Source organism: Flavobacterium tistrianum (assembly GCF_003254545.1).
Classification (GTDB): domain Bacteria; phylum Bacteroidota; class Bacteroidia; order Flavobacteriales; family Flavobacteriaceae; genus Flavobacterium; species Flavobacterium tistrianum.
In genome coordinates this window covers 180191-193900 of sequence record NZ_QJRH01000072.1, presented here as the reverse complement: position 1 = coordinate 193900, position 13710 = coordinate 180191, and the positions used below count along the sequence as shown (strand labels likewise).

The following is a 13710-nucleotide window of genomic DNA, read 5'->3' as shown; positions in this document are numbered from 1 at the left end:
AGATTAAAAAAATCTTCACAGATTGTTTAAAATCCATTTAATCATTTAAATCTGTGGCTATGAATTTGCGGCCCTTGCGTAAAATCTTTGCGTGCTTTGCGGTTAAATACTCAGCGATACAAATTCATGTTTAAAATTCATTTCTGTTTTCTTACATTTGAAGCTATGAAAATATTTAAAATTGCTTTTTGGATTCTTTGGAGAGTTTGGTTTTACGTTTTGATGGCGATTCCAATACTCATTATGTTCCCTTTTCTGGTCGTTTCTATCCTTTCTGAGAAAGGATATCCATATTTCTTTAAAATGGCCCGCATTTGGGCTAAATTTATCCTTTTCGGAATGGGTTTCTATTACACCGTAAAACGCGAACAGAAGCTCATTAAAGGGAAAAGTTATATGATTGTGGCTAATCATACCTCGATGACCGATATTATGCTGATGCTGGCACTTATAAAAAACCCGTTTGTTTTTGTTGGAAAAAAAGAGTTAGTGAAGATTCCGCTTTTTGGTTTTTTCTATAAACGAACTTGTATTTTGGTTGACAGAAATTCTTCTAAAAGTAAAAATGAAGTTTTTAAAAGAGCTCAAAATCGTCTTAATCAAGGTTTGAGTATTTGTATTTTTCCTGAAGGTGGAGTTCCAGATGATGAAAGTATTTTATTGGATGAGTTTAAAGACGGCGCATTCAGATTGGCTATAGATCATCAGATTCCGATTGTGCCAATTGTTTTTCCAGACAATAAAGAACGTTTTTCATATACATTCATGAGCGGAAGTCCAGGAAAAATGCGTGCGCGAATTCTGCCATTTGTAGAAACAAAAGGTTTGACAAGCGATCATCGAAAAGAATTGAAAGAACAGGTGAGAAACTTGATTTACTCTGGTTTAATCGATTTTCAGCGATAATAAATATTCTGACATTATGTAAAATACAAAAGCCGGTAAACTTAAAAGTCTACCGGCTTTTCTTTGAATTAAAAACCCCTATTTTTATTCAAAAGCTTATTATCTGTGAATTATCTTTTCTGAAATAAAACGCAATACTTTTTTAAACTTCAATTTGGTTTTTCTTCGGTTTTTACTGTACAACAATTCTATTTTTTCTTTCATGATTAAAATATTAATAGTTGATAATAAAGAGTTTGGTTAATAACTCAAGTTAATGTCACATTATTATAGATTCAGAAAAATCAAAAAGGTTGCGTTGGAATTCTGATTAAAAGAAAGAATTTGGTAAAAACCCGTTAGTTTGACCAACTAACGGATTTTTTTACTCAAATAACCAATCAACGTAAATTCTAAAAAAAACCGAAATTGATATATGGCAGTACCAATTACAAAACTGCTTTTTTTTATAGATGAAAGTTTGGAAAAAAGGTTGCGTGAAAATTTTGAATTTTTTAGAAATAAAAAAAGCCAAGTGATTTTTGTGTAATCACTTGGCTTTCAGAATGTCTTTTTTAGACTTATGTTTTAGGCATTTGCCAATTCTTTCATATGTTCTTTAATTTTGATTTCCAGTTCTTCAGCAAGTTCTGGATTATCTTTAATTAAAGCTTTAACAGCGTCACGTCCTTGACCTAATTTGGTATCGCCATAGCTAAACCAAGATCCTGCTTTTTTAACGATATCAAATTCTACAGCTAAATCTAAGATTTCTCCAGTTTTAGAAACTCCTTCTCCATACATAATGTCGAATTCTGCAGTTTTGAAAGGCGGAGCTACTTTGTTTTTAACAATTTTAACTTTAGTTCTGTTTCCAATTACGTTTTCACCATCTTTAATTTGAGCAGAACGACGAATATCTAAACGTACAGAAGCGTAAAATTTAAGTGCGTTACCTCCAGTTGTTGTTTCTGGATTTCCGAACATAACACCAATTTTTTCACGAAGCTGGTTGATGAAGAAAACTGTACAATTTGTTTTGCTTATAGTTCCAGTAAGTTTTCTCAAAGCTTGAGACATCAAACGTGCGTGAAGACCCATTTTAGAATCTCCCATTTCGCCTTCAATTTCGCTTTTTGGAGTTAAAGCCGCAACAGAGTCAATTACAACGATGTCAATAGCTCCAGAACGAATTAGGTTTTCAGCAATTTCTAAAGCTTGCTCCCCGTTGTCTGGCTGAGAAATGATTAAGTTCTCAATATCAACATTTAATTTCTCTGCATAGTTTCTATCAAAAGCATGTTCCGCATCGATAAAAGCAGCAATACCGCCCGCTTTTTGAGCTTCTGCAATTGCGTGAAGCGTCAAGGTTGTTTTTCCAGAAGATTCTGGGCCATATATTTCTATAATTCTTCCTTTCGGATATCCGTTTACTCCAAGAGCTAAGTCTACACCTAGTGAGCCAGAAGAAATCGTTTCTACTTCTACAATGGCTCTGTCGCCCATTTTCATTACGGTTCCTTTTCCGTAGGTTTTGTCAAGTTTATCAAGCGTTAATTGTAGTGCTTTTAATTTGGCTTCTTTCTCTGAACTCATTTTTTTCTAAATATCTTAAATTATTATTTTGTCTTTCTGGATAAAAATAAGAAAATTCTGCTATATTTTTATTAGTCAGTTTTATAATTTGTAAAATTACTTCTTTTTTTGAAGTTTGATTGTTCCAAATTGTCACAAAATCGTTCTATACAAATAAAGCCTTTAATTCTGTAGCGTCTGTCGGTTTTATTTTGCCTGCAAGCAGTAAACTCAATTGTTTACGACGAAGTGCAGCATCAAATCGCTGAATTTCCAACTCGGTTTCTGGTACAATTGCAGGAACTTCAACAGGTCTTCCTGTATCATCTACTGCTACGAAAGTATAAATTGCTTCGTTGGCTTTTGTTCTGTTTCCAGATTCGCGGTCTTCTACCCAAACATCGATAAAAACTTCCATCGAACTTTTGAATGATCTTGAAACTTTTGCTTCTACGGTTACAACGCTTCCAAGCGAAATAGCTCTGTTAAAAGCAACGTGATTTACAGATGCCGTTACTACAATTCGGCGCGAATGTCTACGGGCCGCAATACTTGCCGCGCGATCCATTCTGGCTAATAACTCACCGCCAAAAAGGTTGTTTAAAGGATTTGTTTCGCTCGGTAAAACTAAATCAGTTAAAATAGTTAGGGATTCTGAAGGATGTTTTGGATTCATTTTTTTAAATAATTTTTTTTATTGCCACAGATTTCAAAGATTTACAAAGATTTACAAAGATTTTTTAATCCTTTTAATCTGTGAAATCTGTGGCTTTTTTTTAACTTCTAGTTGATCTAATTCAACCAATAAACAGCCATTACAGCTGGTATAAAATATATAACAATGGTTCTCGCACCATCGTAATCTTTTGCAAGTCTTTGTCCGAAAAGCATCATTAGCAAACAGATACAAGAAAAGATAGCTCCATAAAAACCAAATTCTCTGCCATTATTTGTAAACAATTGAATTCCGCCCACAACACATAAAATTCCTGAAATTAGTTCTAAAATCAACAAATGCATAAGAGCTAGCGGAACTTGGTTTTTTAATGGCGTTTTAGCAAAGTGTTCTTTAAGCCAAGTAACATTGTCTTTCCAGTAAAAAATTTTTTCGTAACCGGATTGTAGAAAAGTTAAAGCTAGAAAAGCCAAAAGTAAAATTGAGGCAACATTGTTCATTTTGAATTATTTTTTATGAATTAAACGAGTCAATTTGATCGATAAATCGGTAAGGATTATTTTTGCATTTCCATTTCTTTCAATGTGGTACATAGCATCTGAAAGTTCTTTGAATATTTCATGGATATTATTTCCGTTTACGAAGGGAGCAAAATTCTCCAATTTGAATTTATCCACTTTTGGTTCGATATAAACTAAGTCTTGAGCCTGATAATTTAGCATAAGAGCTTGTCGGAACATTTCGATGCAGTATTGGATGAATTTTTTCTGACTTTCGCGTCCCAGCGCAGCAATCTGCTCGCTCCAAGAAATTAAATCCTGAATGGCAGCGGCATTTCCTTTTGCTCTAAAAGCCGCACGAACCCAGTTAACAAACCATTGTTCAAAAGGAAGATCATCATCGTCTTCTTTTAACAAATGGAGTGCCTTATTAAAATTCCCTTGAGCTTGATGTGCAATTTTTTTGGCTAAAGTCGCATCTATATTTTCTCGGGCAACTAAGGCATCGGCAATAACTTTTTCAGGAAGTCCACTAAAGTGAATTACTTGGCATCGTGAACGTATGGTTTGAATAATATCTTCTTCGTTTTCAGAAATTAGAATAAACATCGTTTTGTCTGATGGCTCTTCAAGAAGTTTCAAAAGTTTGTTGGATGCGGCGATGTTCATTTTATCGGCCATCCAAATAATCATAATTTTATATCCGCCTTCGTAAGATTTTAGCGAAAGTGATTTTAAAACTTCCTGAGCATCTTCTACACGAATTTCTCCTTGCTTGTTTTGAACACCAAGAATTTTATACCAATCGAATAAACCTCCGTAAGGCATTTCTTGAATAAAGCTTCGCCAGTCCTGAATAAAATCTAAACTTTTAGGTTTTGTTTTTACATCTTCGGTTGTGACGGTTGGATAAATAAAATGCAGATCGGGATGCGAAATGTGATCAAACTTTAGATTACAAGAATCATTTCCATTTGAATTTTCATCACCGGTATTATTGCATAAAATGTATTGGGCATAGGCAATTGCCGCTATTAATGTGCCGCTTCCTTCTGGGCCGACGAATAATTGGGCATGAGGGATTCTACCAGAAGCAGCACTTTTTATCAAGTGGCTTTTGATGTAATCTTGACCTAAAATTTGAGAAAATTGCATGGCGCAAAGATAGAAGAAAATGTGTAGTCTAAAATTTTCATAAGTAAGATTATTTATTCGTTCTAATTTTCAAATTTGGATTAGAACTCTTCGAATGATTTTTTGATTTTTTTGGATCATTTTCGATGGGATTTTGTTAATAAATACCTTCAAGTGAGTAAATATCAAGATGTTTTTGTTAATATTTTTTTTCAAAAACCGATAAACGTATGTTTTTTTTGGGTATTTATTGAGTCAATTTTATATTTTTTATAGTTAATATCTTACGATTTTTTAATTAACATTTTTAACAAAATGCCCGTTAAAACGCACATTTTCTCGACATAACGCTGGTTTTTAAGGTTTTTTTAAGGAAATTTTTTGAAAAAAAAATCCATTACAGTTGTAATTTAAGTTAATTTCTATATTTTTGTTTTTATCAACAACCAATTATAAAATAAGAATCTATGAAAGGGAAAATTATTCTATTTAGTGCTTTTTTTATCTTAACTACTGCGGCTGCTTCAGCACAAGCTAAAAACGCACCGAGAAGTATTATCAGTACAACTGCTCTTATCCGAAAATACCATGACCAAAAAGAATTAAGTGGTATGCAAAAGGGTGAACTTTTGGAATTATACATCGAGCGTATTAAAGTATTAGTTAAAACTCTCCCTTACATTGCTTTGGTTACTAAACCAGGTGTTACTATGGCTGATCTTGGTATTCCAGATGATAACGAACACAAAAAAGTTTTAGATGCTCAGGCAGTTGGTACAACAACTTTCTTGGATACTACGGTAGATTTTCAAAGAAAAATGATGCCTTACTCTGATAAAGGAAATCTAATCGCTGCAATTTTATTCTACGAAAGTACATTGAAATCATTACACGAGTTCAACGATTTGAACGAAATGTAATAAAGCATTTTTTTAAAATCATTTTGGGAAAGTCTAAGTGAATACCTGCTTTGACGTTCTCGAAAAATAAAATAAAAAAAACTCACTCTCGAGGGTTCTGAGAAATTTCAGAAAACCCGAGAGGAGTTTTTACATTTACGCATACCCAAATTTATTATTAACCGTAATACCCCCCTTATCATGAAAAAAATTACTCAATTGATCTGCGTTCTTTTGACAGTTGCGAGTATGAATGCTCAACAAGAGAAAGGAATTATGGGCTACACCAATTGGTTAAACAACTGGACTGAGTTTAAGCCTAACAAAGTTGATTATGGAGAAGCAAACCAAATTTTGGCAGGAAACATTTCTGTTAATACTAAATTGCTGAAAAGAAATATCTACGTTTTGCAAGGAAACGTTTATGTTACAAACAATGCTGTTTTAACTATCGAACCTGGAACTGTAATTATCGGTGATTTCGAAACAAAAGGAACATTAGTAATCACAAAAGGAGCACAATTAGTGGCTGATGGTTTAGAAACAGATCCAATTGTATTTACTTCAAACCGCAGCATGAAAAAAGCTGGAGACTGGGGTGGAATCGTAATCCTTGGAGATGCTCCAATTAACAAATTCGGAAATGTAGGTTCTTATAACCTAGATCTTGATCCTACAATGACTACTTACGGTGGAGACAATGTGGCTTCAAACTCAGGAATTTTAAGATTCGTTAGAATCGAGTTTGCTGGTAAAAAAGTAAAAGGAGCTGATACTTTCAATGCTTTGACTTTAGCAGCTGTTGGTAACAAAACGATTTTAGAAAATATTATGGTGAGCTACGCTGGAGGAGATTCTTTCGGAATCTTAGGTGGTGACTTAAATGCAACAAAATTCGTTTCTTATAAATCAGTTAACGATGACTTTAAATTCTCTCAAGGAGTTCAATGTCGTTTCTTCAACTCTTTAGCAGTTAGATCTTCTTACTTCTCAAGCACAAAAGACGGATCTCGTTGTATGGAGGTTAGATCTTTTGAGAAGAAAAGTGAAACAGACTTCACTAAAAAACAAACTTTAGTTGTTGCAAGTAATATTACAATGGTTAATGACAGTGAAAACATTAACGCTGACATTCAAGCAGGTTTAGTAAAAGAGGCTGTATATGTAGCTGAAAATGCTTCTCTTGAAATGAAAAGAAGTGTAATCTCTGGATTCAACCCTGCAGTATTATTAGACAGCAAAACTGAAATCAATGATGCCAACCTTAAAAAAATCAAATTTGAGGAAATGTATTTCAACTTATGTAAAGGAAACATCTTTACTGAATACAATTCTAACAATGAAGATTTAGAGAGCTGGTATGGAAACAGTGTTTTCTTTAACGTTTACTCTCAAAGTGACAACAAAGAAACATTCATTGATATCTTCAATCCTAAAAAACCAGATTTCAGATTACAATTAGGAAAAATCACGGCTTCTAGCGGTAATAGATAAATAGTTTCGATTTTTATTTCCCACGCGTAAATTTTATTAATTAAGTCCCCAGACACAATTTATGTATCGTCTTACGGGCCTAAATAAAGATCAAGACATAATGGTATCTACGAAAAAATATTTTTTATATATAATATTTTTGGTTTCGCCTATATCGTTAACTCTATATGCACAGAATACAGCAGAAAACCCTACTAAGGCTGCTGTTTCTGAGCGTGGTTTAACTTTGGCTAATAATAACCAAAACAACAATAACAATGCTGTTATAGAAAACGGCAAATCAAGTAATTTAAATCAGTCTATAGTAGGGATGTCCACCCCCAAGGATAACCTTACTATAGCGGCTGAGTCAAATACTGTATCTAACAATTGTGAGGAGAACTCAACACTTGCAGCAACTTCTATTCTTGCAAAAGAAGTGATTGAAAACTACAAGTATGATTTCTCAGAAACATTCATAGATATCTTGTTTTTTGAGCGTATAGATCTAGCAAGAACACGCACTATATGATTCAAAAAATTACTTTATCTTTTTTTAAAGTTTTAATATTATTCAGCATAATCTTCTTTACTGGATCGAGTACTTGTGCGCAGACTAAAACGATAAATCCTCAAGTTTTGGATTTTGATAGAATCTGTGCTGGACCAGGCGGTAACGAATATAATGCAACTTTTACCTATAGTGGTTTTCCTGCGGGAACAGTGTTTGAGGTTGAACTTTCAACTAATAATTTTGTAAACATTGTAAAAACTACAACAATTACAGTATCGGATCCTGCCAGCAATCAAAAGAGAATAACGTTTGCCGTTCCAACAGATTTGGTAGGATCAGATACTTATAGTCTTAGAGTCTCTACTACGGGATTTTCTAGCAGTAAATTTGTTTCTTTTGGTTTAAAGAATGCTTTCCCAATTTATTACAGAGCACATGACCAACAGTATACGATTAATAACTTTAATGGTACTGCGGCATTTTGTGCAGGTGGCAGTTTTGTTTTGTCAATAGATAACGTAGCTACCAATCCAGATTCACCTTTAAAATATCCATCTCTATCATACAACTGGTACAGAGATAACGGTGAAACAGCATTGCCGACACTTGTTCAAGGAAATGGTGGGAAAGATTATACGGTTACAACACCTGGAATTTACTACGCAGAAACAAATTACGGCACATGTACTTCTGGATCGTATTCAAATCGTGTCACTGTTACATCAGTTGCTTCTGGTTCTTCGGTTACGATCGAATCAAGTTTAGGAAATCCATTCTGCGCTAGTGGTTCGGGAACAGTTTTAACAGCGACTTCAGGAAATAGCTATCAATGGAAAAAAGATGGTAATCTAATTGCAGGAGCGACAAATCGTACTTATTCTACAAACGAATCTGGAGTTTATTCTGTAGATGTTGATTTTGGCGGATGTAAGGCTACAGGATCTATTAATCTTAAGAGCAATAGTTTTAACGCAAGTATTGATGCTCCGGATGGATATAAATTAAACGAAGGTGAAACTATTACTGTAACTATTACAACAGATGCTACAGCACCAATTTATGAGTGGTATTTAAATGATAATTTAATTTCTAATGAAACATCAAGTTCTTATGTTGTAGCTGTAAAAGGTAACTACAAAGCAAAAGTTTCTCAGGCATCTGGATGTATAGCAAGCCGAGAGTTTTCATTTAGAATAAATGGCGAGTCTGGCCCATCAAGCGTTATTCCAAACATTATTAAATTAAGCGGAATGAATCCGTATTGGAATATTCCAGACGAATATAAAAATGCAAATACGAAGGTAATGATCATTAGTTCAAATGGAGAAATGGTTTTGGATGTAGTGAATTACCAAGGCGATTGGCCTCAAAACAATATAGATTTTAAAAATGTAAATCCCGTTTATTACTATGTCATTCAAGGCGATGCAGGTGAAAAAAAAGGATCAATAACGGTTATAAAATAATATGAAGAAACTTTTACTATTCATCACGTTATTTTATGGTTTATCAAATGTACTCTATTCTCAAGATGCTTCTGAGGATGGAGTTGTTTCGTTTTCATTACCCATAAGAAATTCTTTAAAGTTTAATAGATATTTAATTAACCCAACATTCAGTTTTGTTAGAGAATCAAATCCATATGCTAGTTTTTATAACAAAAGACAATGGGTTCAATTTGAAAATGCTCCGCAGACGTATTTAGCTAATTATTCTGGACGATTTAGAGAGAATGAAGCATTTGCTGTCGGTCTATTTCAGCAGAATTACGGACTAATGACTGTTTTTGGCGGAGTTGCCAATTTCGCTCATAACATTGTTTTAGAAGAGGCTAGCAATTTGACTTTTGGTTTAAATGTTGGAATTTATCAAAGCGGTATAAATACAGGAAAAATCATATCTGATGACTCTACTATTTTAAACGGAGAGTTTCCAAAAAGTACATTGCTGACTGTAAATCCTGGGATTAATTATGGAACAGAATTTTTAGATTTCGGATTGGCAGTTAACAATTTAGTGCTTTACAATTTCGGATCTGGAATGGTAAAAGAAGATCCCGAAAGAGCCATTCAATTGCATGCTATGTATACTGGATATATTGATAGTTATGGCTTTTTTGACAGAAGTAAATTTTCTGGAATTGTTAGAACAGAAATCAAAAAAGATAAAACAGTTATTTCTGGACTTGCTATGCTTGCACTTCAGCAAGGAGTTTGGGCGCAAGCTGGATATAATACATTGTATGGAGTTTCTGCAGGTCTTGGAGTAAATATTTCTCCGAGTATTGCTATTGAATACAATTACGAAAGAGGAATGGGCAATTTCTCAAATTTAGGAGGTTCACATGAATTTGCTATAGCTTATAAATTCAAAAATAGAAATTACTATTACGGAGATGATGATGAAGGATCATTGATTGATCCAGCTAAGCCAAAACGAGTTCCAGCTAAACCAAATTCAGAAGCAACTCAGGTGAATAGAGCTGAAATTGCTGAAAAGAACAGATTGGCTGCTGAAACAAAAGCAAAAGCAGATGCTGAAGCAAAACAAGCAAGATTAGCAGCTGCCGAAAAAGTTAAGGCAGATGCAGAGGCTAAAGCGAAAGCCAAATTAGAAGCAGATAATAAAGCAAAAGCAGATGCTGAAGCCGCTGCAAAAGCAAAACTAGAAGCAGACAATAAAGCTAAAGCAGATGCTGAGGCTATTAAAATAAGATTAGCTGCAGAGGCAAAAGCCAAAGCAGATGCGGCAGCCGCAGCAAGAGCACAAGTTGCAGCAGCAAACAAAGCAGTAGCTGAAACACAAAAAACACAAGCACAACTAGCAGCAGATAAAGCTAGAGCAGATGCTGAAGAACGCAGAATAAAACTTGCTGCTGATAACAAAGCAAAAGTTGATGCCGCAGCCGCAGCAAGAGCACAGGCGGCAACAAATAAACCTGGAGTAGTTGCACAAAAAACTCCAGAACAGTTAGCAGCAGATAAGGCTCAGGCAGATGCAGAAGCTTTAAAAATAAAATTAGCTGCTGATGCAAAAGCAAAAGCTGATGCAGAAGCTTTACAAGCAAAATTGGCCTCAGCGGATAAAGCAAAAGCCGATGCAGAAGCTGCAAAAGCGAAAGCTGCCGCGGCGAATGCAGCAGCACCAACACAACAAAAAACAGCAGCACAACTTGCGATAGAAAGAGCAAGAGCAAATTCAGAAGCTGCAGCAAAAATGAGATTAGCCGCTGCTGAAAAAGTAAAAGCAGACGCTGAAGCGGCAAGACAAGCAAGATTGGCTGCTGCAGAAAAAGCAAAAGCAGATGCTGAGGCTGCAAGATTAAAATTAATTGCAGACAATAAAGCAAAAGCTGACGCTGCAGAAGCAAAACGTAAAGCAGATGCTAAAGCAAAAGCGGAGGCCGCTGATATGCAGTCAATATTAGCTGCCGATGCAAAAGCAAAAGCAGATTCAGATGCATTGCAAGCAAGATTAGCAGCTGAAGCAAAAGCTAAGACCGCAGCCGAAGCTAAAACAAAAGCATCGATTGACGCTGCTAACAAAGCCAAATTGGCGGCAGATGCAAAAGCAAAAGCAGCCGAAGAAGCAGCACTTAAAGAGAAACTAGCAGCAGATGCAAAAGTAAAAGCTGACGAAGAAGCAAGACAAGCAATTATAGCTGCTGAATTAAAAGCAAAGGCTGATGCAGAAGCATTGAAAATAAAACAAGCCGAAGAAGCGAAACAAGCTCAATTAGCAGCGGAAGCAAAAGCGAAAGCTGATGCAGAAGCACTTCAGGCCAAATTAGTAGCAGATGCTAAAGCGAAAGCGGATGCCGATGCAAAAGCAAAAGCAAAATTAGAAGCCGATGCAAAAGCAAAAGCTGATGCAGAAGCAGAAAAAGTAAGATTAGCTTCAGAAGCTAAAGCGAAAGCCGATGCAGAAGCAGAACAAGCAAGATTGGCAGCAGATGCAAAAGCAAAAGCCGATATGGAAGCTTTGCAAGCTAAATTAATTGCAGATGCCAGAGTAAAAGCAGATGCAGAAGCTACAGCCAAAGCGAAAGCAGAAGCAGAAGCGAAAAAATTACAAGAAGAGGAAGATGCTCGTCAAGCGAAATTAGCAGCCGATGCAAAAGCTAAGGCAGATGCAGAAGCATTAAAAGCGAAACAAGTAGCCGAAGCTAAGGCCAAAGCCGATGCAGAAGCAGAAAAAGCAAGATTAGCAGCCGAAGCTAAAGCGAAAGCCGATGCAGAAACGTTAAAAGCGAAACAAGTTGCAGAAGAAAAAGCGAGAGTAGAAGAAGAAGCTCGTCAAGCAAAATTAGCAGTAGATGCTAAAGCCAAAGCGGATGCCGAAGCAGAAAAAGCAAGATTAGCAGCAGAAGCTAAAGCAAAAGCGGATGCAGAGGCATTAAAAGCGAAACAAGCCGCAGAAGAAAAAGCTAGAGTTGAAGAAGAAGCTCGTCAAGCGAAATTAGCAGCAGATGCTAAAGCAAAAGCAGATGCAGAAGCGCTTCAAGCGAAATTAGTAGCAGATGCAAAAGCAAAAGCAGATATGGAAGCTCTACAAGCAAAACTATTGGCTGACGCAAAAGTAAAAGCAGATGCAGAAGCCACCGCAAAAGCGAAAGCAGAAGCCGAAGCGAAAAAATTACAAGAAGAGGAAGATGCTCGTCAGGCGAAATTAGCAGCCGATGCAAAAGCAAAAGCGGATGCAGAAGCATTAAAAGCGAAACAAGCTGCAGATGAAAAAGCAAGATTGGATGAAGAAGCTCGTCAGGCGAAATTAGCAGCTGATGCTAAGGCAAAAGCAGATGCAGAAGCACTTCAATCAAAACTTGCAGCAGACGCAAAAGCAAAAGCCGACGCAGAAGCACTTCAAGCTAAACTAGCAGCCGATGCAAAAGCAAAAGCAGATGCAGAAGCGCTAAAAGTTAAACAGGCTGCCGAAGAAAAAGCTAGAGTAGAAGAAGATGCTCGTCAGGCGAAATTGGCAGCAGATGCAAAAGCCAAAGCAGATATGGCAGCTGAACAAGCAAGACTTCTAGCAGAAGCAAAAGCCAAAGCCGATGCTGAAGCTACAGAGAAGATGAAAGCTGAAGAAGAAACAAGACGTTTACGTGAAGAAGAAGAGCGCCAAGCAAGATTAGCAGCAAACCAGGCAAAAGCCGATGCAGCAGCAGCGGCACTAGCGGCAAAAGCGAAAGATGATACAGGAAAATCGATCGAGAATCTAACTAAATCTGTTGAAGGCACAAGTAATATTCAAACGGATTTACTAAATCAGTTTAAAGCGACTGTTGCGAATAAACAGAAAGACTTAAACGATTTGAAAGAGGAGAATGATTTAAGTGAAAGAGGTATATATAGGGAGCCAAAACCATTTAAGAGTGTAGCGGCAGAAAATAGCCAAATTGAGGCATTGAAAGTTCAGATTGCTGACGCAAATAACAGTATGAAGAATGAGATTGCGAAACTGACTAATCTGTATAACGATCGACTTAAAAAGTTCCCGAAAGATGATCCTTTGAATAAAGCTTATCTTGAAAAGATAAACGAATTGAAAGCGGCTCAATTAAAAATGGAAAGAGAAGGCGCTTCTTTGATTGCCGATTTAGAGCGTATTAAGACTGAGACTGAAATTGAGCGTAAACGTAGAATTAAACGTGCGGCTTATGAAAATGATGAAGGAAGATATGCGCAGGACGTTGCAGCTCTTAAGAGAATAAAAGAGACAACAAAATTGAGCAGTTCACCATTAAAAGCAAATGATTTTGATTTTGGTGAAGAGCAGTCAAATATGCAGATTATTAAAAATATTAAAAACTCTGATAATGGTTATTATTTAATTGTTGCAGTTCATAATAGTGTAGAGAAACGAGATGAATTCTTAACAAAAGCAGTGGCTGCAGGACGTTCAGATATTAATTTCTTTTATAATGTAGCTACAAGTAAGTACTATATCTATTATGAGAAATACGACGGTTTACAAGAGGCAACAAAAGCATTAGATGCAAAAGGTAGTAAACCATATAATGGAAAAATGGCCATTGTAAAAGTGGAGAATTAA

10 protein-coding genes are annotated in these 13710 nt (G+C 35.8%); 6 read left to right on the top strand and 4 right to left on the bottom strand.

The annotated features are described in order from the left end of the window. The first annotated feature begins 165 nt into the window (after nt 1-165). The gene (locus tag DMB71_RS17610) at nt 166-906 is read left to right on the top strand and encodes a lysophospholipid acyltransferase family protein (RefSeq protein WP_111368930.1); all 741 of its coding nucleotides are present in this window, start codon (nt 166-168) and stop codon (nt 904-906) included. 567 nt (nt 907-1473) lie between these two features. On the opposite strand, the gene recA is transcribed toward DMB71_RS17610, so the two are convergent. The 4 genes from recA to DMB71_RS17585 all read right to left on the bottom strand — a co-directional run bounded on the left by recA (nt 1474) and on the right by DMB71_RS17585 (nt 4791). After that, the gene (recA, locus tag DMB71_RS17605; RefSeq protein ID WP_111368298.1) at nt 1474-2481 is read right to left on the bottom strand and encodes a recombinase RecA; all 1008 of its coding nucleotides are present in this window, start codon (nt 2479-2481) and stop codon (nt 1474-1476) included. 145 nt (nt 2482-2626) lie between these two features. Beyond that, the gene (locus tag DMB71_RS17595; RefSeq protein WP_008465736.1) at nt 2627-3136 is read right to left on the bottom strand and encodes an acyl-CoA thioesterase; all 510 of its coding nucleotides are present in this window, start codon (nt 3134-3136) and stop codon (nt 2627-2629) included. A gap of 116 nt (nt 3137-3252) precedes the next feature. Next, nucleotides 3253-3636 (bottom strand): DoxX family protein, encoded by a 384-nt coding sequence (locus tag DMB71_RS17590; protein WP_111368295.1) that lies wholly within the window; start codon nt 3634-3636, stop codon nt 3253-3255. A 6-nt stretch (nt 3637-3642) separates the two neighbouring features. Next, nucleotides 3643-4791, bottom strand: a complete 1149-nt coding sequence (locus DMB71_RS17585) for a DNA polymerase III subunit (protein ID WP_111368294.1) — start codon at nt 4789-4791, stop codon at nt 3643-3645. A 446-nt stretch (nt 4792-5237) separates the two neighbouring features. On the opposite strand from DMB71_RS17585, the gene DMB71_RS17580 reads away from it, so the two are divergent. From DMB71_RS17580 to DMB71_RS22255, 5 genes are all read left to right on the top strand, one after another. Next, a complete protein-coding gene (locus DMB71_RS17580) occupies nt 5238-5690 on the top strand; it encodes a hypothetical protein (RefSeq protein WP_111368292.1) in 453 nt (150 codons plus the stop codon). A gap of 180 nt (nt 5691-5870) precedes the next feature. Continuing rightward, nucleotides 5871-7163 (top strand): hypothetical protein, encoded by a 1293-nt coding sequence (locus tag DMB71_RS17575; protein WP_111368290.1) that lies wholly within the window; start codon nt 5871-5873, stop codon nt 7161-7163. A 100-nt stretch (nt 7164-7263) separates the two neighbouring features. Further along, nucleotides 7264-7674: a hypothetical protein gene (locus DMB71_RS17570; RefSeq protein WP_239452996.1), complete on the top strand. Its 411-nt coding sequence runs from the start codon at nt 7264-7266 to the stop codon at nt 7672-7674. Next, nucleotides 7671-9122, top strand: coding sequence for a gliding motility protein SprC (gene sprC / locus DMB71_RS17565; protein WP_111368287.1), 1452 nt, complete (start codon nt 7671-7673; stop codon nt 9120-9122). The genes DMB71_RS17570 and sprC overlap by 4 nt, the downstream gene beginning before the upstream one ends. A gap of 1 nt (nt 9123) precedes the next feature. Continuing rightward, nucleotides 9124-13710, top strand: coding sequence for a PorP/SprF family type IX secretion system membrane protein (locus DMB71_RS22255; protein WP_111368286.1), 4587 nt, complete (start codon nt 9124-9126; stop codon nt 13708-13710).

Coding starts and splice junctions, on each gene's coding strand:
- DMB71_RS17610 (WP_111368930.1), top strand. CDS start 166: ATGAAAATATTTAAAATTGCTTTTTGGATTCTTTGGAGAGTTTGGTTT.
- recA (WP_111368298.1), bottom strand. CDS start 2,481: ATGAGTTCAGAGAAAGAAGCCAAATTAAAAGCACTACAATTAACGCTT.
- DMB71_RS17595 (WP_008465736.1), bottom strand. CDS start 3,136: ATGAATCCAAAACATCCTTCAGAATCCCTAACTATTTTAACTGATTTA.
- DMB71_RS17590 (WP_111368295.1), bottom strand. CDS start 3,636: ATGAACAATGTTGCCTCAATTTTACTTTTGGCTTTTCTAGCTTTAACT.
- DMB71_RS17585 (WP_111368294.1), bottom strand. CDS start 4,791: ATGCAATTTTCTCAAATTTTAGGTCAAGATTACATCAAAAGCCACTTG.
- DMB71_RS17580 (WP_111368292.1), top strand. CDS start 5,238: ATGAAAGGGAAAATTATTCTATTTAGTGCTTTTTTTATCTTAACTACT.
- DMB71_RS17575 (WP_111368290.1), top strand. CDS start 5,871: ATGAAAAAAATTACTCAATTGATCTGCGTTCTTTTGACAGTTGCGAGT.
- DMB71_RS17570 (WP_239452996.1), top strand. CDS start 7,264: ATGGTATCTACGAAAAAATATTTTTTATATATAATATTTTTGGTTTCG.
- sprC (WP_111368287.1), top strand. CDS start 7,671: ATGATTCAAAAAATTACTTTATCTTTTTTTAAAGTTTTAATATTATTC.
- DMB71_RS22255 (WP_111368286.1), top strand. CDS start 9,124: ATGAAGAAACTTTTACTATTCATCACGTTATTTTATGGTTTATCAAAT.